16 protein-coding genes are annotated in these 19194 nt (G+C 72.8%); 8 read left to right on the top strand and 8 right to left on the bottom strand.

Going from position 1 to position 19194, the window contains the following annotated elements; translation table 11 throughout:
* Positions 1-100: 100 nt before the first annotated feature.
* Both FXF68_RS41190 and FXF68_RS41195 read left to right on the top strand, forming a co-directional pair.
* Positions 101-2080: a sensor histidine kinase gene (locus tag FXF68_RS41190; RefSeq protein ID WP_222870343.1), complete on the top strand. Its 1980-nt coding sequence runs from the start codon at positions 101-103 to the stop codon at positions 2078-2080.
* Positions 2077-2715 carry a response regulator gene (locus FXF68_RS41195; RefSeq protein ID WP_148768270.1) on the top strand — a complete coding sequence of 213 codons (639 nt, stop codon included), beginning with the start codon at positions 2077-2079 and terminating at the stop codon, positions 2713-2715. The genes FXF68_RS41190 and FXF68_RS41195 overlap by 4 nt, the downstream gene beginning before the upstream one ends.
* Before the next feature lie 107 nt (positions 2716-2822).
* Here the strand turns inward: FXF68_RS41195 and FXF68_RS41200 are convergent, their stop codons facing one another.
* Positions 2823-3713 carry an NAD(P)-dependent oxidoreductase gene (locus tag FXF68_RS41200; protein WP_148768271.1) on the bottom strand — a complete coding sequence of 297 codons (891 nt, stop codon included), beginning with the start codon at positions 3711-3713 and terminating at the stop codon, positions 2823-2825.
* Between the two features lie 96 nt (positions 3714-3809).
* Between FXF68_RS41200 and FXF68_RS41205 the strand changes: the two genes are divergently transcribed.
* Both FXF68_RS41205 and FXF68_RS41210 read left to right on the top strand, forming a co-directional pair.
* Positions 3810-4142, top strand: a complete 333-nt coding sequence (locus FXF68_RS41205; RefSeq protein ID WP_148768272.1) for a winged helix-turn-helix transcriptional regulator — start codon at positions 3810-3812, stop codon at positions 4140-4142.
* A 127-nt stretch (positions 4143-4269) separates the two neighbouring features.
* Positions 4270-5016: a DUF4360 domain-containing protein gene (locus FXF68_RS41210; protein WP_148768273.1), complete on the top strand. Its 747-nt coding sequence runs from the start codon at positions 4270-4272 to the stop codon at positions 5014-5016.
* Positions 5017-5085: 69 nt separating this feature from the next.
* Here the strand turns inward: FXF68_RS41210 and FXF68_RS41215 are convergent, their stop codons facing one another.
* Entirely contained in the window at positions 5086-6516 is a 1431-nt protein-coding gene (locus FXF68_RS41215) for a serine/threonine-protein kinase (RefSeq protein ID WP_148768274.1), read from the bottom strand.
* Positions 6517-6762: 246 nt separating this feature from the next.
* On the opposite strand from FXF68_RS41215, the gene hrpA reads away from it, so the two are divergent.
* The gene (hrpA, locus tag FXF68_RS41220; RefSeq protein ID WP_222870344.1) at positions 6763-10689 is read left to right on the top strand and encodes an ATP-dependent RNA helicase HrpA; all 3927 of its coding nucleotides are present in this window, start codon (positions 6763-6765) and stop codon (positions 10687-10689) included.
* 7 nt (positions 10690-10696) lie between these two features.
* On the opposite strand, the gene FXF68_RS41225 is transcribed toward hrpA, so the two are convergent.
* A complete protein-coding gene (locus FXF68_RS41225; RefSeq protein ID WP_246179232.1) occupies positions 10697-10921 on the bottom strand; it encodes a hypothetical protein in 225 nt (74 codons plus the stop codon).
* A gap of 56 nt (positions 10922-10977) precedes the next feature.
* Between FXF68_RS41225 and pip the strand changes: the two genes are divergently transcribed.
* Both pip and FXF68_RS41235 read left to right on the top strand, forming a co-directional pair.
* Positions 10978-11937 (top strand): prolyl aminopeptidase, encoded by a 960-nt coding sequence (gene pip / locus FXF68_RS41230; protein WP_148768276.1) that lies wholly within the window; start codon positions 10978-10980, stop codon positions 11935-11937.
* Positions 11938-12071: 134 nt separating this feature from the next.
* A complete protein-coding gene (locus FXF68_RS41235; RefSeq protein ID WP_246179233.1) occupies positions 12072-13772 on the top strand; it encodes a collagen-like protein in 1701 nt (566 codons plus the stop codon).
* Positions 13773-13788: 16 nt separating this feature from the next.
* Here the strand turns inward: FXF68_RS41235 and FXF68_RS41240 are convergent, their stop codons facing one another.
* The 3 genes from FXF68_RS41240 to FXF68_RS41250 form a co-directional block, all read right to left on the bottom strand.
* Complete coding sequence (locus FXF68_RS41240; protein WP_148768277.1) at positions 13789-14004, bottom strand: hypothetical protein; 216 nt, start codon at positions 14002-14004, stop codon at positions 13789-13791.
* Between the two features lie 119 nt (positions 14005-14123).
* Complete coding sequence (locus FXF68_RS41245; protein WP_148768278.1) at positions 14124-14813, bottom strand: hypothetical protein; 690 nt, start codon at positions 14811-14813, stop codon at positions 14124-14126.
* 113 nt (positions 14814-14926) lie between these two features.
* On the bottom strand, positions 14927-15442 hold the full coding sequence (locus tag FXF68_RS41250) for a hypothetical protein (protein WP_148768279.1): 516 nt from the start codon (positions 15440-15442) through the stop codon (positions 14927-14929).
* Between the two features lie 191 nt (positions 15443-15633).
* Between FXF68_RS41250 and FXF68_RS41255 the strand changes: the two genes are divergently transcribed.
* Positions 15634-16422 carry an ABC transporter ATP-binding protein gene (locus tag FXF68_RS41255; protein ID WP_148768280.1) on the top strand — a complete coding sequence of 263 codons (789 nt, stop codon included), beginning with the start codon at positions 15634-15636 and terminating at the stop codon, positions 16420-16422.
* On the opposite strand, the gene FXF68_RS41260 is transcribed toward FXF68_RS41255, so the two are convergent.
* On the bottom strand, positions 16419-17726 hold the full coding sequence (locus tag FXF68_RS41260; RefSeq protein WP_148768281.1) for an AAA family ATPase: 1308 nt from the start codon (positions 17724-17726) through the stop codon (positions 16419-16421). The two genes, FXF68_RS41255 and FXF68_RS41260, sit on opposite strands and share 4 nt — an antisense overlap.
* Positions 17717-19189 (bottom strand): hypothetical protein, encoded by a 1473-nt coding sequence (locus FXF68_RS41265; protein WP_148768282.1) that lies wholly within the window; start codon positions 19187-19189, stop codon positions 17717-17719. Before FXF68_RS41265 ends, FXF68_RS41260 begins: the two co-directional genes overlap by 10 nt.
* Between the last annotated feature and the right edge of the window lie 5 nt (positions 19190-19194).

A 19194-nucleotide genomic window follows, 5' to 3' on the forward strand; every position in this document is an offset into this window, starting at 1 on the left:
GCGCATGGGCCGAGGCCGCCGCCGGGCCGGGAGGAACTCCCGGCCGTCCTGGGAGCACGCACCCAGGACAAACCGGGGCGGCGCGCCTCATCATGAGGCCATGACTGCGTCCGCTGCGCCGGGGCGCCCGCTCGCCGCGCCGGGGCGCCGGTCCGCGATGGCGGCGGCCGGGCTCTTCTGCCTGGCGGTCGCCGAGGTCGCCGTCGCGGTGAGCGGCGCCGTCGCGGCCCGGATGAGCTGGGCCGAGGCGCTGGACCTGTTCGTGGTGACCAACTCGGTGATCGGCCTGTCGTTCCCGGTCTGCGGCGTGCTGCTGGCCTGGCACCGTCCGCGCAACCCGATCGGCTGGCTGCTGCTGGCCGCGGGCGTCGGGTACGCCACGACGGCCGCGCTGGCCCCGCTCGTCGAGGTCGGCGTGCGCGACGGATGGCCGACCCCGCTGCTGCGCGCGCTCACCACGGTCGCCCGGTGGTCGTGGCCGTGGTCGATCGGGCTGTGCCTGCCGGTGGTGCTGCAACTGTTCCCGGACGGGCGTCCGGTGTTCCGGCGGCTGCTGTGGGCGACCGTGCTGACCGCTCCGCTGTTCGCCCTGGAGATGGGGACCGAACCCGGCCCCCTGGTCGGCGACGTCTCCGGCTACCTGACCGTCCACGCCGACCTCGCCCCGGTGTGGACGGCGGTCGAAATCCGCGGCCTCGTCGCGACGGCGATTGGCCTGGTCGCCCTCGTGGTGCGGTACCGGCGCGGGGACGACCGGCAGCGACGCCAGTTGCTGTGGCTGACGCAGGCGGTGCTGCTCGTCCTCATCGTGATGGTGCCCTGGGGTGTCCTGGAGAACGCGCCCGTGTACGTGCTGTTCGCCATCCCGCTGGTGCCCGCGGCGATGACGGTGGCGATCCTGCGCCACCACCTCCTGGACATCCGCCTCGTCGTGTCCCGGACGGTGCTGTACGGGCTGCTCACCACCGCCGTGGTCGCCTCGTACATCGGCCTGGTGGCCCTGCTCGACCGGGTGATGCGGCAGGAGGTCGGGCTGGGCAGCTCGGCGGCGGCGACCGTGCTGATCGCCGTGGGCTTCAACCCGGTGCGCCTGCGGCTGCAGCGCGTCGTCGACCGCGTCATGTACGGGGACCGCGCGGACCCCGTCCGGGCCGTGTCGCGGGTCGGGGCCCGGCTGGACACCGGGCTGCCCGCCGTCCCGGAGGCCGTCAGGCAGGCCCTGCGGCTCCCGTTCGCGGCGCTGCGCGGCCACGACGCCGAGCTCGCCGCGTCCGGCACCGCGCCGGAGTCGCTGCACACCATCCCGCTCACCTATGGCGGCGACCGGGTGGGCGAGCTGGTCATCGGACTGCGCGCCGGGGAACGCCGGCTCGGCGGCCGCGATCACGCCGTCCTCGAACTGCTGGCGGCGCCGCTCGCGGTCGCGGTGCGCTCGGTCGCGCTCTCCGAGCAGGTACAGCGCTCCCGCCAAGCCCTCGTGACCGCCCGCGAGGAGGAGCGGCGGCGGCTGCGCCGCGATCTGCACGACGGCCTGGGCCCGGTGCTGACCGGCGTCGCGTTCAAGGCCGACGCCGCGGGCAACCTGCTGGACTCCGACCCCGCCTCCGCCCGCGCGCTCCTCGCCGAACTGCGCGCCGAGACCGCCGAGGCCATCGACGACATCCGGCGGCTGGTCTACGACCTGCGGCCGCCCGCCCTGGACGACTTCGGCCTCGCCGGGGCGATCCGGCGGCGCGCCGCCCAGCTCGAACGTCCGGACCTCGCCGTCCGGGTCGAGGCCGACGGGCTGCCCGCTCTACCCGCCGCGGTCGAGGCGGCGGCGTACCGGATCGCGGTGGAGGCCCTCACCAACGCCGTCCGGCACTCCGGCGCGTCCCGGGTGGATGTGCGCGTCCGCGCCGACGGGCGCCTGCACGTGGAGGTGGCCGACGACGGGACCGGGCCCGACCGCGCGTGGCGGCCCGGCGTCGGCATACGGTCGATGCGCGAACGCGCCGCCGAGCTGGGCGGCACCTGCGCCGCGGGCCCCGGCCCGGACGGCGGCCGGGTGACCGCCGCGCTACCGCTGGGAGAATCATGATCACGATCGTGCTGGCCGACGACCATCCCGTGGTGCGCAGCGGGCTGCGGGCGCTGCTCGACTCCATCGACGGCTTCACCGTGGTCGCCGAGGCCGCCGATGGCCGCGCCGCCGTCCGGCTGGCGGTCGAGCACCGGCCGGACGTCCTCGTCATGGACATCCAGATGCCCGGCCTGGACGGCATCGAGGCCACCCGCCAGATCGTCCGGGCGGCGCCCGACACCGCGGTGCTCATGCTCACCATGTACGAGGACGACGACTCGGTCTTCTCCGCGATGCGCGCGGGCGCCCGCGGCTACCTGCTCAAGGGCGCCCAGCAGGACGACATCGCGCACGCCATCCGCGCCGTCGCCGCCGGCCAGGCCGTCTTCGGCCCCGGCGTGGCCCGCCGGGTGCTCGGCTTCTTCGCGGACCCGCCCGCGCCGCACCACCCCTTCCCCGGCCTCACCGCCCGGGAGCGCGACGTCCTCGACCTCATCGCGGCGGGGCGTCCGAACAGCGAGATCGCGCACCGCCTCGGCATCGCCCCGAAGACGGTCGCCAACCACATCTCCAGCATCTTCACCAAGATGCAGGTCGCCGACCGCGCCGAAGCGATCGTCCGCGCCAGAGACGCGGGCCTCGGCCGATCCTGACCTGCGCGAGGGCCGAGCGTCGTGCGCGTCCGGGCCTTTCCCATGAACGCCGGGACGGGACGCCGCCGCCCGCTCCGCGACCCGTCACCTCGTCCCCGTGCCGGGCTCTAAGCCCTGTCGTTCACCAGTAGGTCGATCACGCCCGTCAGGTCCTCCTCGCCGCTGCCCTCGGCCAGACGGCGGCGCATCAACGCGAAGTAGGGGCTGAGCAGTTCTGGGCTCACACCCTGTTGCTCGGCAGTGCTCAGGAAGGTCGGTGTACCGGCCACCTGCATGGCCAGGTTGGAGACGACGCCCTTGGTGTAGTCGCCGCTCCGCAGTTGTTCGGCGGTCTTGTGCACTGCCGGGGCCATCGCGACGAGCCAGTCGGCGAGCAGCGGGGCGAGTGCGGTGGGGTCGATGTCCTCCTTGCGGATCAGGGCGAAGGCGTGCGCGGCACCGGCGAACATCCCGTACATGGCGCTGAGCAGGGCCACGTCGTGGAGGGCCGCGAAGCCCGCGTCCTCGCCGACGTAGTCGGTGCCGACCGGGACGCTCAAGGTCTCCTGATGCCGCTCGAACAACTCCCGCGACCCGCTGTAGAAGACGTAGCCGCCCGCTTCCGGGACGCCGATCATCGGAGGGACGGCCATGATCCCTCCGTCCAGGTAGCGGGCGCCGCGCTCGCGGGCCCACCCGGCTCGGGCGCGGGCCTGGGCGGGGGTGCCGGTGGTCAGGTTGACGACGTCCCGGTCGGCCAGGTCGGCGCCTCCCAACACCTCCTCGACGGAGTCATCGTCCAGCAGGCAGACGACGATCAGGGTGTTCGCGGCGACCGCCTCGGCGACGGTGTCCGCGACCTCCGCCCCCTCGGCGGCGAGTGCCTCAGCGCGGGCCGGGTTGCGGTTCCAGACCGTGAGCGGGTGACCGGCGGCAAGCCAGGCGCGGGCCAGCGCGGTGCCCATCGCACCGAGGCCCAGCATCGTGACGGGAGTCTTCTCAGCGGTGTTCTGTGCCATGCCGATTAGGCTGGTCACAGCCGCGGAGCTGATCAAGTACGCACTTTGTGGTGGGTGGTTACTCCGAGGTGAGCGAGCACGTCGGAAGGGCGGGGCATGACGACGTTGAACCGGCCGGTCACCCCAGACGGACACGTCTGCGGGATCGACACCGCGATGGAGGTGATCGGCGGCAAGTGGAAGGTGCTGATCCTCTGGGCGCTCCACGAGCACCCCTGCCGCCGCTTCGGCGAGCTGCGCCGGCTGCTTCCGGGGATCACCGAGAAGGTGCTGGCCTCCCATCTGCGTGAGCTGGAGTCGGACGGCGTCGTGCGCCGCGTCTCCTACGACGAGGTGCCGCCCCGCGTCGAGTACTCCCTGACCGAGGACGGTATACGCCTCAACGCCGCGCTGGAGCCTCTGGCCGCCTGGGGCCGCGACCGGACGTAGCCCGGCCTTTCGATCAGAAGCCGATATCGAGATATCGGCTCACCGGGACCGGGCTCCGGAATGGAACGGTCCTTGTCAATTCTGGCTCGACTTTCAACAGTTCGGCCACCGAGTTGAAATTCGCTGATTGACAGCCCTCGCATACTCGATTACTTTCCCGGTAAAAGATCTTGGTTCAATATTCATTGACAAGACCGTCCAATTCCGTGGAGGGAACCGTATGCGTAGGGGGATCGCACTTTCCGCGGCGGCCGCCGCCGCGCTCGCCCTGACCGCCGCGTCCGTCGCGCCGGCCGCGGCGTCCGCGCCGCCGATCACCGGCGGCCCGGCCGACGACATGGTCGAGATCACGGCCGTACACGGCTCCGGATGCGCGCCCGACAAGACCGCGGCGAGCCTGAAGTGGGGCAAGGACGCCTTCGTCATCGACTACCGTGACTACACGGCCCAAACGGGCGGCTCCTGGGAGCCGATCGACGCTCGCAAGAACTGCCAGCTCGCCGTGAAGGTAACCGCCCGGGAGAACCTGACCTACGCGATCTCGCAGGTGGACTACCGTCTAAACCTCAACCTGCAGGCCGGTGCGACGGCCGCCTTGAAGGCCGAACACAACTTCCTGGGCAGCGACCGGAGCGATGTCAGGACGTTCAACATGTCGGGCCCCTTTAACGGCCCATACCAGATCACCGAGACGGTGCCGATAACCGACCTCGTGTGGAAGGTATGCGGGGACCCGCGCCCCATCGGCATCTACACGGAACTACGAGTCGCCACAGGAACCTCGGACCACACAAAGGTCAGCTCCATCTCCATGAACTCTCCCGACGGCGCCTACCAAACGACGTACCACCTCATCTGGAAGGAATGCCTCTAACCCACTCGCCACCTTCCAAGGCTCAGGGAGCCCGGCGGGTGTCGAGGCGGGGAACAGCCATGCTGTCCGTCAGTGTGGGCGGTAGGTTTCCAGGTATTGGTGGACCTTGTCGGTGTAGGGCTTGAATCTGGCGGGGACGCCGCCTGCCTTCACTATCGTCTTGGACGAGCTGCGGTAGGTCGCCGCCAGGTTCAGGGCCGGGTCGCCCGGGACGTTTTTCAGGTCCTTGCCCCAGTAGCAGAGGAAACGGCCCATCGCTGGGATGGACAGTTCGGGTGTGATCTGCTGCGGTTTCGGTTCGGGGTTGTTGAGGCCGCCCGGCTGCCAGAACACCAGGACGCTCGGCGTCCAGCGGGCGATTCCGTACTCGTTCTTCGCCGGGTCGGCGAGGTGCGGGTCGAAGCCGCTCTCCGCCTTCAGCATCGCGGCGATCAGGGCGGGGGACAGGCCGCGCATCTCGCACCACGTCCCTGCCCGGACGATCAGGTCGCGGTACTGGGCGGGGATGTCGGAGTCGGCGCGGAGCCAGCGGTCGTCCGCTCGGCCCTGCTCGGCGTCGCCGCCGCCGGTGAGCGCCCAGACCGCGCCCGCGGCGGCCATCGCGGCGACCGTCGCGCCGGCCCCGGCGGCCAACGTGACGCGGCGCTTCGTCCAGGAACGCCGACGGGACGGCGGGGGAGCGGCGGGCGGGGCGTCGGGCAGCGGGTCGGTGTCGATGTCGCTGGCGACCTCGGACAGCGCCGCCTCGAACGCCGCCGCGGATTGCCAGCGTTTCTCCCGGTCGGGTTCCAGGGCTCGGAGCACAGCCGCGTCTACGCGGGCGGGGACGCCGGGGCGTAGTTCGGACGGGGGCCGGGCCGGGGACGCGGGCGGCTTCCCGGTCAGCAGGTGGTAGGTGAGCGCGCCCAGGCCGTACACGTCCGAGCGGCGGTCCGGCGCGCCGTCGACCTGCGTCTGCTCGGGGGACATGTAGCCGGGCGAGCCGGCGGGCAGCGTCAGGCTGGACAGGTGGTCCTCGGTGCGGGCGATCCCGAGATCGGAGATCATCAGCCGCTCGCCGCCGCCCGTCGCGGACCGCAGCAGCACGTTCGACGGCTTGAGGTCGCGGTGCACCACGCCGAGCTCGTGCAGCTCCGCGACGCCCAGGATGATCTCCCGGGCGGTGCGCACCGCCTCGTTCAGCGGGAGCGGGCCGTCCGCGAGCCGCTCGGCGAGGGTGCCCCGGTCGGCGTAGGACATGACGAAGTAGGGACGTCCGTCCGGCAGCTCGCCTATGTCGAAGACCTGCACCACGCGGTGCGAGTCGGCCCGGCGCAGCAGGCGGGCCTCGCGGACGAACCGCTCCCGCACGTCGGTCCGGAGCGTCCAGTGCTCGCCCAGGATCTTGATCGCCACGGGGGAGTCGAGCTCGGGATCGTGCCCGAGCCACACCGAGGCGAACCCGCCCGTGCCGAGGAGGCGGTCGATCCGGTAGCGGCCGGCGGCACTCGGCTTGTCCACGCCTCCCAATGATGGACGACGGGGCGGCACGGCGCACCCTTACCGCGAACGACCCGCCACGCTCCGTGGCCGCCAGGGGGCGGAATGCCCCCTTCGGACCCGGCGTTCTACGGTGAAGGCACCGGAAAATGGATCGCCTTCGCCGGGCGTTCCGGTTACGGTGCGAAGGTTTGCGGGGTGAGCGGGACCGGTGGGCCTGGAACCGCCGGACGGCCCGCCGCCCCATCGCTACCCCTAAGGACGAGTGTGAGAACGCCGCTCGCCGACCTGCGCGCGCGCCTGCCGCAGCTCATGCTGCGCGACCAGCACCGGCTGCGCCGCCGGATCGACGGAGCCCGCAAGATGAGCGACGCGGCCCGCCGCGCCGCCGTCTTCGCGGAGATCGCCGCCGACGTCGACGCCGCGGAGCGCAGGGTCGAGCGGCGGCGCGCCGCCGTGCCCGCGATCAGCTACCCCGAGCAGCTCCCGGTCTCGCAGAAGAAGGACGACATCCTCGCCGCGATCCGCGACCACCAGGTCGTGATCGTCGCGGGCGAGACCGGATCCGGGAAGACGACCCAGATCCCGAAGATCTGCCTCGAGCTCGGACGCGGCGTGCTCGGCTCGGTCGGGCACACCCAGCCGCGGCGGCTCGCGGCCCGCACCGTCGCCGACCGGATCGCCTCCGAGCTCGGCACCGAGCTGGGCGACGCCGTCGGGTACAAGGTGCGGTTCACCGACAGGTCCAGCGACGACACGCTGGTCAAGCTGATGACGGACGGCATCCTGCTCGCCGAGATCCAGACCGACCGGCTGCTCCGCCGGTACGACACGCTGATCATCGACGAGGCGCACGAGCGCAGCCTGAACATCGACTTCCTGCTCGGCTACCTCAAGGAGATCCTGCCGCGCCGCCCCGACCTCAAGGTGATCATCACGTCGGCGACGATCGACCCGGAGCGGTTCTCCGAGCACTTCGGGAACGCGCCGATCGTCGAGGTGTCCGGGCGGACGTATCCGGTCGAGGTGCGGTACCGGCCGGTCGTGGACCCGGACGACCCGTCCGCCGACCCGGACCGCGACCCGATCCAGGCGATCCTGGACGCGGTGGACGAGCTGTCCCGCGAAGGCCCCGGCGACGTGCTCGTCTTCCTCAGCGGCGAGCGCGAGATCCGCGACACGGCCGACGCCCTGACGAAGCACTTCACCCGGCGGCGGGAATCGGCGGAGGTGCTGCCGCTCTACGCCCGCCTTTCGTCGGCCGAGCAGCACCGGGTGTTCCAGGCGCATCGCGGGCGGCGGATCGTGCTCGCGACGAACGTCGCGGAGACGTCGCTGACCGTTCCCGGAATCAAGTACGTCGTCGATCCCGGAACCGCGCGCATTTCTCGTTACAGCCACCGGTTGAAGGTCCAGCGGCTGCCGATCGAGCCCGTGTCGCAGGCGTCGGCGAACCAGCGCAAGGGACGATGCGGCCGCGTGTCGGAGGGCGTCTGCATCCGCCTGTATTCGGAGGACGATTTCGAGTCGCGTCCCGAGTTCACCGACCCGGAGATCCTGCGCACGAACCTCGCCTCCGTCATTCTGCAGATGACGTCGCTCGGCCTCGGCGACATCGCCGCGTTCCCGTTCGTCGAGCCCCCGGACCGCCGCAACGTCAAGGCCGGAGTCGACCTCCTGCACGAGCTGGGCGCGATCGACCCGGCGCAGAAGGACCCGCGCAAGCGCCTCACCCCGCTCGGCCGCAGCCTCGCGCAGCTCCCCGTCGACCCGCGCCTCGGACGGATGATCCTGGAGGCCGACAAGAACGGCTGCGTCCGGGAAGTGCTCATCATCACGGCGGCGCTGTCCATTCAGGACCCGCGCGAGCGTCCCGCCGAGCAGCAGCAGGCCGCCGACGAGAAGCACCGGCGTTTTGCCGACCCGACGTCCGACTTCCTGGCCTACCTGAACCTGTGGAACTACCTGCGCGAGCAGCAGCGGGAACTGTCGGGCAGCGCGTTCCGGCGGATGTGCAAGAACGAGTTCCTGCATTTCCTGCGCGTCCGCGAATGGCAGGACCTGCACGGCCAGCTCAAGCAGGTCGCGAAGTCGCTCGGCGTGACGCTCAATGACGCCGACGCCGCGCCCGATCGCGTCCACGTGGCGCTTCTCTCCGGCCTGCTGTCGCACATCGGCCTCGCCGACGCCGACAAGAAGGACGGCAAACCGCAGCGGCGGGGCCAGGAATACCTCGGCGCGCGGGGCGCGAGGTTCGCCGTGTTCCCCGGCTCGGCGCTGTTCAAGAAGCCGCCGCGCTGGGTGATGTCGGCGGAACTGGTCGAGACGTCCCGGCTGTGGGGGCGCATCAACGCCAAGATCGAGCCCGACTGGATCGAGCCGCTGGCCGGGCACCTCGTCAAGCGCAATTACAGCGAGCCGCACTGGTCGAAGAAGCAGGCCGCCGTCATGGCGCACGAGAAGGTGACGCTGTACGGGGTGCCGATCGTCGCCGACCGCCGCGTGAACTACGGGGGCATCGACCCGGCGACGTCGCGTGAACTGTTCATCCGGCACGCGCTGGTCGAAGGCGACTGGGAGACGCACCACCGGTTCTTCCACGAGAACCGCGCCCTGCTGGACGAGGTCGAAGAACTGGAGCACCGCGCCCGCCGCCGCGACATCCTCGTCGACGACGAGACCCTCTTCGACTTCTACGACGAGCGCATTCCCGAGGACGTCGTCTCCGGCCGCCATTTCGACGCCTGGTGGAAGAACGCCCGCCGGTCCGATCCCGACCTGCTCGGGTTCGAGAAGTCGATGCTCATCAACGAGACCGCGGGCGGCGTCAGCGAGGCCGACTACCCGGACGTGTGGAAACAGGGCGCGCTTCGGCTCCGCCTCACCTACCAGTTCGAGCCGGGCGCCGACGCCGACGGCGTGACGGTCCACGTCCCGGTCCAGGTGCTCAACCAGGTGCGGCCGGACGGATTCGAATGGCAGGTCCCGGGCCTGCGCGGCGAACTGGTCACCGAGTTGATCCGGTCGCTGCCGAAGCAGTTGCGCGTCAATTTCGTCCCGGCGCCCGACTACGCGCGCAAGGTGCTCGAAAGGGTCGCGCCGCGCAGCGAGCCGCTGCTGGACGCCCTCGAACGCGAACTGACCGCGATGACGGGCGTGCCGGTCGCGCGGGAGGCGTGGGACACGTCCCGGCTGCCCGCGCATCTGCACATCACGTTCCGCGTCGTCGACGACAAGGGCCGCACTCTCGGCGAGGGCCCCGACCTCGACGAACTGAAACGCCGCCTCGCGGGGAAGGTGCGCGGCACGTTGTCAAAGGCCGCGTCCACCATCGAACGCTCCGGCCTCACCGAATGGACGATCGGCGAACTGCCCCGCACCTACGAGCGGAACCAGGCCGGATACGACGTCAAGGCATATCCGGCGCTCACCGACGAAGGCGGCAGCGTCGCCGTCCGAATGTACGAGACGGAGGCCGAGCAGGCTCGCGCGATGTGGCTCGGCACCCGGCGGCTCATCCTGCTGAACGCGCCTTCCCCGGTGAAACTCATCCAGGGCCGTCTCACCAACAAGGGCAAACTCGCGCTCAGCCACAATCCGCACGGGTCGATCGCGGCGCTGTTCGACGACTGCGTGACCGCCGCCGCCGACCGGCTCATCGCGGCGGCGGGCGGCCCGGCCTGGGACGAGGACGGCTTCCGCGTCCTGTACGACCGCGTCCGCGCCGACCTCCACGACGCGACCGCCGAGGTCGTCGCGCTGGTCGAGCGCGTCCTCGCCGAGGCGCACGAGGTCGACCGCCGCTTGCGCGGGACGACGAGCCTGACGCTCGTCCCGGCGCTCACCGACATCCGCGGGCAGCTCAACGGGCTGATCCGTCCCGGATTCGTCACCGCCACCGGCTGGGCGCGCCTGTCCGACCTGCCGCGCTACCTGCGCGCCCTCCAGGTCAGGCTCGACAAGCTCCCCGAGAACCCGGGCCGCGACCGGATGCTCGCGCACCAGGTGGACGTCCTCAACCAGGAGTACGAGCAGGCGGTGCGGCGGCTGCCCCCGGCCCGCCGCGACGACGAGCCCGTCCGGCAGGTCCGCTGGATGCTGGAGGAACTGCGGGTCAGCCTGTTCGCGCAGCAGCTCGGGACGCGCTACCCCGTGTCGGACAAACGCATCCGCAAGGCCCTGGCCCAGCTCTAGCGCCCGCTCACACCGGGTTGCGCGCGTACAGCTCGAGGTGCCCGCACCGGCGGCACCGCCAGGCGTCGATCTGCCAGCGGGGCCTGCCCAGCCGCTTCGCGCCGCCGAAGACGCCGCGCTCCAGCGCTCCGGCGATCCAGCGCGCGTACCCGCGCGAGTGGTCGCCGGTGTCCTCGACGAAGCCCGGCTCCATGTCCTCGCCGCCGCACTGCGTGCATGTCACCACGGTCACGCCGAGGAGATTAGTGCGGTCCAACCATGATCGTTTATGCGGTACTACTGGGTCGCATGGGTCTACGGGAGTTCTATCCACCGATCGAGCCGTACGAGTCGGGGCTGCTCGACGTCGGCGACGGCAACGAGATCTACTGGGAGACGTGCGGGAATCCGGACGGCAAGCCCGCCGTCTTCCTGCACGGCGGGCCCGGCGGCGGGGTGCTGCCGGACAACCGGCGCTTCTTCGACCCGACCGCCTACCGGATCGTCCTGTTCGACCAGCGGGGGTGCGGACGGAGCCGGCCGCACGCCGGCGACCCGGGCGTGTCGCTGGAGCACAACACGACGCGGCATCTGGTGGCCGACATCGAGCGGCTGCGCGAGCACCTCGCCGTCGACCGGTGGCTCGTGTTCGGCGGGAGCTGGGGGAGCACCCTCGCCCTCTCCTACGCGCAGGCGCACCCCGGCCGCGTCACGGAGCTGGTGCTGCGCGGCATCTACCTGATCCGCCCGGCGGACGAGGAATGGGGCTTCGCCCCGACCGGCCTCGCCCACCTCTTCCCGGCCGAGTGGGAGGCGTTCAGCGGCGCGATCCCCGCCGCCGAGCGGCACGACCTCCTCACCGCCTACGGCCGCCGCATCAACGACCCGGACCCGGCGGTGCGCGTCCCCGCCGCCCGCGCGTTCATGGACTGGGAGCTCGCGGCGAACACGCTGCTGCCCGTCCCGCCGCCCGACCTGGACGACGCCACCGTCCTCGCGTTCACCCGCATCCTGCACCACTACATCGTGAACGGCGGGTTCCTGCCCGAGGGCGGACTGCTCGCGGGAGTCGACCGCGTCCGGTCGATCCCGGCCGTCATCGTCAACGGCCGCTACGACATGAAGACCCCGCCCGACCAGGCGTGGGACCTGCACCGCGCGTGGCCCGAGGCGGAGTTCCACATCGTCGAGGACGCGGGCCACGGCGGCTCCGAACCGGGGATCCGCGACCACCTCATCAGCGCGACCGACCGGTTCCGCGATCGGTGACATCGAGGGAGGCACCGCCCGGCGGGCCTCTCTTCTTCGGTGATTCTCAGGCTCGCTCCGCTACGGCATGACCGTCCCCACATGTCCCTCACAACTCACTGCGACATCGAGGAACAGTGCGTATGGTTCATTCCATGCCTAACAGCGAAGAGCGCGACAATAGCGGCCCGGAGGCGGCCGCGGCTCCCCAGAGCGCGGTCGCCGAAGGCGCGGGGGACGTCGCCGAAGGCACGGCGGACGGGCCCGAGGGCGGCGCCGCCGCGCGGCCCGCGGAGTCCGGCGAGACGGCGGTCGCCCGGCTCGGGGAGCCGGTGACGGTGTGGCCGTGCGCGAACTGCGGGCGTCCCGTCCCGCAGCCGGTGGGCGCCGTCCGGACCGTCCGGTACTGCCAGGACAACGACGGCGCGTGCGCCCGCGAGGCGCGCGAGCGCCGCGAGCGCGGCCGGGACGCGCCGGGCCTCACCGGCCAGGTCGCGTCGACGTGGGAGATGGTGGAGCGGCTGGAGAAGGCCGCCGACCTGCTGGCCGACTCGCTCACCTCCGAGCTGAGCGTCGCCGGGGTGGAGCGGCGCGTCGCCGAGGTGCGGGCCGAGGCCGCCCGCGAGCTGGCCATCGCGCAGAGCGAGCGCGACGCGTCGCAGCGCAAGGCGGAGGAGGCGTGGCACGAGGCGTCGTCCGCCCGGCAGCGCGCCGAGACCGCGGAGCGCGAGTCGTCCCGCGCCCGCGAGGAGGCGAAGCTCGCGACCGCCAAGCGCGACGCCGCCCAGCAGGCGTGGGAGGAGGCGCACCAGGTCGCGCAGCAGTCGATGACCGCGAAGCTCGCCGCCGAGAGCGAGCGCGACCGCATCGCCGCCCGCGAGACCGAGCTGCTCGCCGCGCTGGAGAGCACCCGCGCCGAGCTCGTCGCCGCCCGCTCCAAGCTTGCGGAGGCCGAGGGCGCCGCAGAGTCGCAGCGGGTCGAGGCCGCCGTCGCCAAGCAGGGCGCCGAGGACCTGCGCAACGCCATGCGCGACACCGAGGCGCAGCGGCAGCGCGCGATGCAGGCCGCCAGCAAGGCCGAGGCCGAGCGGACCGCCGCGCTGCGCGCCCAGTCGGAGGCGGAGGCCGAGGTCGTCCGCGCCAACGCCCGCGTGGAGGAGGCCGCCAAGGAGCGGGACGCCGCGCAGGCCCGGGCGAAGGCCGCGATCGCCGAGCGCGACGAGCTCACCGCGAAGGTCAACGACCAGGGCGTGCAGCTCCGCCAGTTGTCGCAGTCGGTCGCCGAGCAGCAGGCCGCGCTCACCGCCCTCGCCGAGGAGCGCGACGCCGCCCGCGCCGAGGCCGACCGCGCCCGCCGCCAGATCGACCAGTTCACGCACCACACGCTGTCGTCGAACTTCCCACCCGGCGGCCGGATGCCCGGCGGCGGCCCCGCGGCCCAGCACCAGCAGGGCCCGCAGCCGCCCGTCCCGCCCGGCGGCCCCCCGCCGATCGGCGGCCCCGCCGGACCGCAGGGCGCACCGATCCCGCCCGGAATGAACGGCCAGCCGAGCGCTCCCGCTCCGGCAGGAGCACAGGGCCAGCCCGGCGCCCCCATCCCGACGGCGACGAACGGCCAGCCAGGCGCACCAATCCAGCCCGGAGCACAGGGCCAACCGGCTCAGAACGGGCCGAACGGCCAGCCCGGCGCGCCCGTTCCGGCCGGGGCGCAGGGGCAGCCGGGCGCGCCGGGGCCGCTGGACGATCCGCTCGGGTCCGGCACGGGCGGCCACTCGCGGCCCGGGGTCGGCGGCCCGCACCGCGGTCGTCCGCTGAACGGCGCGGACCGGGAGGACCCCCTGTTCACCGGCCCCTGACCGGCGGACGCACCCGCTAGCGGTATGTGACCAGCACGAACATCGCCACCACCGCCACCACGGTGACCATCGCGCTCTGGGCGCGCTCGCGCGCGACCGCCTGCCGCAGGTCGCTCATCCGCTGTCGGCTCGACCGCGTGTCGGTCACCGCGCGGCGGGCGCGCCCCCAGTGCACGCCCGTGAAGATCGCCAGGGCGATGATGCCCAGGATCAGTAATCCGTCTCCGCTCATCAGACCCGCCTCCGTTGCCGCGGAAGCTCGATTGAACAGCGGAACCGGACGTCCGCACCACGTCCGGCGACACATTTCCGAACTTGACGCGGGCCCGGCCGACTGTGGCCGGGCCCGGCTCAGCCTCCGAACCGCTCCAGGTCGATCTCGATCCAGATCTGCTCGGCGCGGCCGAGGAGGCGCCCGTCCGCTCCGTAGAGGGCGGTGGCGGCGTGCATCTTGCGGCCCTCGCGGCTGCGCGCGTAACCCATCACCACGCACCGCTCCCCGGCGTCCGGCACGTCCATGACCTGCGCGGTCATCGTGCCCAGCACGGCCGGACGGCCCCCCACGTCGAACGACCAGCCGCCGGGGCAGTCGAGCGCCGCCCACACGAGCTCGCGTCCGGGCACCTGCTCGGGCGTCCACGGCGCGGCGACCGTGCCCTCGGCGACCGGGCCCGGTTCGAGCCGCAGCCCGTCGCCCGCCTCCCGCTCCGGACCGCAGACGAAGCAGCGCGGGAACGGGTGCTCGCCCGCCGCCCGGTACTTCTCCGCCGCGGCCAGCGCGTCCTCGAACGGGACCGGCGGGACGGGCGGCACCACGATCGCCCCCGCCAGCGCCTCGGCGATCAGCAGGTCGCCGTCCCAGAGCCGGACGGCGTTGCCGCGCTCGTCCGCCGCCGTGACGGCCAGCTCGGTGTCGAGCGGCGGCGGCCGCCGCAGCGTCACCGTCACCGTGTCGACCGGCACCCGCCCGGCGAGCCGTCCGGCCACGTAGCCGCCGTTCCCCGAATCGTCCGGCCCGTGGAACCGCTTGTCGATGATCACTCGTGTCCCCCCCGCACTCACACGCACCACACAAAAGCGGCACCGATCATAATGCGCGCCACCGACACCCACCGCCTCCACCTGCCCAAAGCAAGACCGAGGCGGGGGATTCGCTATACAGCTCTGGAGGGTTGGGGGCGGCCGGGGCGGGTGGTGAAGAAGACGGAGAAGGAGCCTTGGAGGCGGGCGCGGGCGGTGGTCTCGTCGACGGGGCCCTCGGCGGGGACGGGAGTCACGTCCAGGGCGCGGTCGATGAGGACGTCGACGTTGCGGTCGGCGACGAGGACGGAGCACGTGTCGCACGCGTACCAGGGGTAGAGCATGTTGAGGACGGCGACCGCCGTGTCGTCGTCGGACAGGTGGGTCGTGTCGAGCTCGACCTCGAACATGTCGGTGTCGTCGGGGTCGAGCGTGGGGTAGTAGAGCCAGCTCGGGCCGTCTGCGCCGCAGAAGTCGCAGCACGGGTCCTGCTGGGCGGGTTCGCCGACGGCGAGTTCGAGTTCGTGGTCCCAGGGTTCCACCCGGCGGTTGTGGCGGTACCCGACGCCGTCGAGGGAGCCCTCGCGGTTGTGCGTGACGTCGTGCACTTCGCCGCCGCAGCGGGCGCACATGAAGCCGATGTCCTCCATGTCCCCCTCCCCTGATCGCTGAGGCACCGGAACTCACAGTATCCGGCCGGGGCCCCGACGCGTACCGGCGGCGCGATCTCGGCTAAATTGAAGATCCATTCTCTTTCGCGGGCGGTCCCCGGCGATCCCGGCCGTCCGCGCCCCTCGTGCGTCCCATCCCGGCGCCTTCTGCAGCCGAACGGGAGGTTTCCGTGTCCGACGTCGTCCTCAACGCCGACAAGATCGATCTCGTCCGGGAGCGGCGGCCGCTGCTCGACCGGGTCACGCTGACCGTGCTCCGCGGCGAGCACTGGGCGCTGATCGGCCCGAACGGGGCGGGCAAGAGCACGCTGCTCGGCATCCTCGGCGCGTACACGCATCCGACGCGCGGCACGGCGGAGATCCTCGGGCGGCGGCTCGGCCGGGTGGACGTCCAGGAGCTGCGCAGGCTGATCGGGCAGGTGAACCCGCGGCATCCGCTGGAGTCGGCGCGGACCGTCCGGGAGGTCGTGCTGACCGGGGTGACGGGGACGATCGAGCTCGTCCCGCGCTGGACGCCGTCCGACGCCGACGTCCGCCGCGCGGACGAGCTGATCGGCCTGCTCGGCCTGACGCACCGGGCGGACGCGCGCTGGCCGAACCTGTCGCAGGGCGAGCGGGGCCGGACGCTGATCGCGCGTGCGCTGATGCCCGACCCGCCGCTGCTCCTCCTCGACGAGCCCGCCACCGGCCTGGACGTCGCGGCTCGCGAGCGCCTCCTCGCCAGCATCGACCAGCTCCGCGCCGAGCGTCCCGACCTGACGACCGTGCTGGTGACGCACCATCTGGAGGAGCTGCCGATCAGCACCAGCCACGCCCTGCTGCTGCGGGAGGGGCAGGTGCTCGCGTCCGGCCCGGCGGCCGAGGTGCTGACGACGGAGCTGGTCAGCGCCTGCTTCGACCATCCGATCACGATCAGCCGGAACAACGGCCGCTGGGCCGCGACCGCCGGACCCGCCTAACCCGCCGCCACGCGGTGCGTGGACAGGTGGGCCAGCACCGACTGGTTCGCCTCCCAGCCGTCCGGGAACTTCACCGGCACGCCGAGGTGCACCGGCTCGGCGGACGGGTGCGCGTCCAGCAGTTCGGGAATCCCCGCCCGCGCGACGACCACGCAGGCGTGCCGGTGCCGGGACGCGAGCACGCACAGCCGTCCCGACTCCAGGTGGAAGGCGGTGGCGTCGCGGCGTCCCGACAGCGGGTGCAGGACGACCGTCACGTCGTACTCGCGTCCCTGGAGCCGGTTCGCCGTGTCGACGGTGACGTCGCCGCCGTGCGGGCCGAGCGCGGCACGGATCGCGGCGACCTGGTCGCGGTGCGCCGCGCCGATCGCGACGCGGGTCGCGTCGACGGGCCGCGAGCCCAGTTCGGAATGCGCGACCGGCCCGCGCTGCAGCAGCCGGACGGCGAGCGCCGCCGTCGCCCGGACGGCCTCGGAGTCGGTGCGCAGCGTGTGCCGCGCGGGCAGCTCGTAGAGGGCCCAGCCGGTCGCGGCGGCCTCCTCGATCGCGCGGTCGTAGGAGGTGTCCATGCCGCGCGTCCCGAACTCCAGGCGGCGGTCGCCGGGGCCCGTCCCGGCACGGAAGCCGGTGAACGGGTAGAACGCCTCGGACACGACGGGCGCGGCCGACGCGGGCAGCCGCCACGACACCGGCAACCGGTGGACGGGCAGCTCCGGGTTGTGCGCGAGGAGCACCGACACGGCGCTGCGCATCGGGTCCCAGGTGAGCCCGGCCCAGCGCTCCACCTCGACCGTGGAGAACGGGTCGAGCTGGCCGGGGTCGCCGACGAACAGCGCCCGCTCGAACCGCCCGGCGATGCGCAGCAGCATGTCGGAGCGCATCTGGTACGCCTCGTCGACGATCGCCCACGGCCACGTGCCGTCCGAGAGCGTGGCCCACTTCGCGGCGGTCGCGATCACGACGGTGTGCTCGGCGAGGTCGTCGGCCTTCTGCGCGACCCGCACCGCCGGATGCGCGAGGACGCGCTCGGACGGCGCGTACCCCGACGCCGACAGCCGCCCGAGGGTGATCCCGGGGTGCTTGCCCGCGATCCGGTCGATCAGGTCGTCGACCTGCTCGTTGGTCTGCGCGACGATCATCAGCCGCTCGCCGGACTCGGCCAGGTGCGCGGCGGCCCGCACGACGAGCGTCGACTTGCCCGCGCCCGGCGGGGAGTCGACCACGACGCCGCGGTGCCCGCCGTCCAGGTCGGCGATGACGGCGCCGACGACCTTCGCGGCCTCGTCGGACGCGGTCACGACCATGCCTCCTCGGCGTCCTCGGCGGTCGGCGCGTACTCGCCGGGCGGGCCGCCGTGCGTCCACGGCGTGTCCTCCCGGTCGGGGAACTTCGCGACGCCGAACGAGCCCTCGGTGAGGGAGGTGAAGCACACCCGGTCGCCCACCTCGGGGACCGCGCCCGGCTCCGGCGTGAGCTTGCGGCCCATCCCGCCGGTCAGCTCCAGCAGGACGGTCCCGTCGCCGATCTCCACGATCTTGCCTTTCAGGCCGGGTCGGGCCGCGTTGCAGACGGTCGTGCCCTCGTCGAGGCGCACCGGGTCCTGCGTCGCGACCCGGATGAGAGGACGCAGCTTCGGGCGCTTGCCGGTCTCGTCCAGGCGGGTCGGGTCGGCGTCGGTGACCGTCCCGCCGAACGCCTGCCCGCCGAGCCGGTACTCGGCCATGACGAGCGGGTCGTCGAACGCGCGCTGCGCGTCGTAGGCGTCCTGGGCGCGTTCCAGGTCGTGCAGCCGCCGCGCCGCGCGGACGGGCGCGTCCCGGCGCGCCTGCGGATACGCCTCGCCGAACGTCTGGTGGTAGTGGGTGAACGCGTCCCGGTCGCGCTCCCACCGCTTCGCGACGCTCGCGCCCTCCGGCAGCCCGCGCAGCAGGCCGACGGCCCGCCACATCAGCTCCCAGGTCGGGGTGAGCTGGTCGGCGAGGACGGCGCGCAGCCGCTCCTCGGCGCGCGGGTCGCCGCCCGACCGGTCGTAGGCGGCGATCGCCGGGGCGAGCACCTCGTTGTCGAACGTCGGGTCGGTCGTCGGGCCCGCGGGCGGGCAGAGCACCGGGTCCTCGGCACGGGCGGCGGCGGACGGGCCGTCCAGGCCGTCCGGCGGGTCGATCCAGCCGACCAGCGCGGCTAGGTTGCCGTCTTCAAGGGAGCTCTGTCCGGTCGCCCAGTGCAGGCGCAGCAGCTCCGTCGTCGCGCCCAGCAGCGACGAGCCGGGATGGTCGAAGCGGTCGGCGAACCAGGTCAGCCAGCGTCCGAGCACGGGGACGGCCGGGTCGACCGCGTACTGGCCCTCCGTGCTGCGGAAGCGCGTGGAACGTCCCATCAGGCGCAGGAACGCGACGCCGCCCCGGTTCGGGACGAGCAGCTGCGGCGCGTCCCCGTACCGGATCCGCTCGTCGCCGTCCTTGCCGGGCGGCAGCTCCTCCACCGCGCCCCGGCTCGTCTCGACGTGCTTCAGGACGATCGTCGCGAGCGACGCGGCGAACGCGAACCGCAGGTCGCGGTTGCGCGGCTGCGGCACCGCCAGCAGGGTCGGGTCGCCGGGACCGCTGCCGACCATGACCGCGAGCGGCGCCGCGGCCTCCCCGGCGAGCTTCAGCGGGACGAGCACCAGCGGCGCGTCCGCGAGACGGCAGTGCCGCACGGTGGCGAGCGGCTGCGCGATCCCGGCGGCCGCCGCCTGCACCCGGGCCAGCGAGGACAGCGCGCTCATCGGCC

Source organism: Actinomadura decatromicini, assembly GCF_008121305.1.
Classification (GTDB): Bacteria; Actinomycetota; Actinomycetes; order Streptosporangiales; family Streptosporangiaceae; genus Spirillospora; species Spirillospora syzygii.

Coding starts and splice junctions, on each gene's coding strand:
- FXF68_RS41190 (WP_222870343.1), top strand. CDS start 101: ATGACTGCGTCCGCTGCGCCGGGGCGCCCGCTCGCCGCGCCGGGGCGC.
- FXF68_RS41195 (WP_148768270.1), top strand. CDS start 2,077: ATGATCACGATCGTGCTGGCCGACGACCATCCCGTGGTGCGCAGCGGG.
- FXF68_RS41200 (WP_148768271.1), bottom strand. CDS start 3,713: ATGGCACAGAACACCGCTGAGAAGACTCCCGTCACGATGCTGGGCCTC.
- FXF68_RS41205 (WP_148768272.1), top strand. CDS start 3,810: ATGACGACGTTGAACCGGCCGGTCACCCCAGACGGACACGTCTGCGGG.
- pip (WP_148768276.1), top strand. CDS start 10,978: ATGGGTCTACGGGAGTTCTATCCACCGATCGAGCCGTACGAGTCGGGG.
- FXF68_RS41235 (WP_246179233.1), top strand. CDS start 12,072: ATGCCTAACAGCGAAGAGCGCGACAATAGCGGCCCGGAGGCGGCCGCG.
- FXF68_RS41240 (WP_148768277.1), bottom strand. CDS start 14,004: ATGAGCGGAGACGGATTACTGATCCTGGGCATCATCGCCCTGGCGATC.
- FXF68_RS41250 (WP_148768279.1), bottom strand. CDS start 15,442: ATGGAGGACATCGGCTTCATGTGCGCCCGCTGCGGCGGCGAAGTGCAC.
- FXF68_RS41260 (WP_148768281.1), bottom strand. CDS start 17,726: ATGGTCGTGACCGCGTCCGACGAGGCCGCGAAGGTCGTCGGCGCCGTC.
- FXF68_RS41265 (WP_148768282.1), bottom strand. CDS start 19,189: ATGAGCGCGCTGTCCTCGCTGGCCCGGGTGCAGGCGGCGGCCGCCGGG.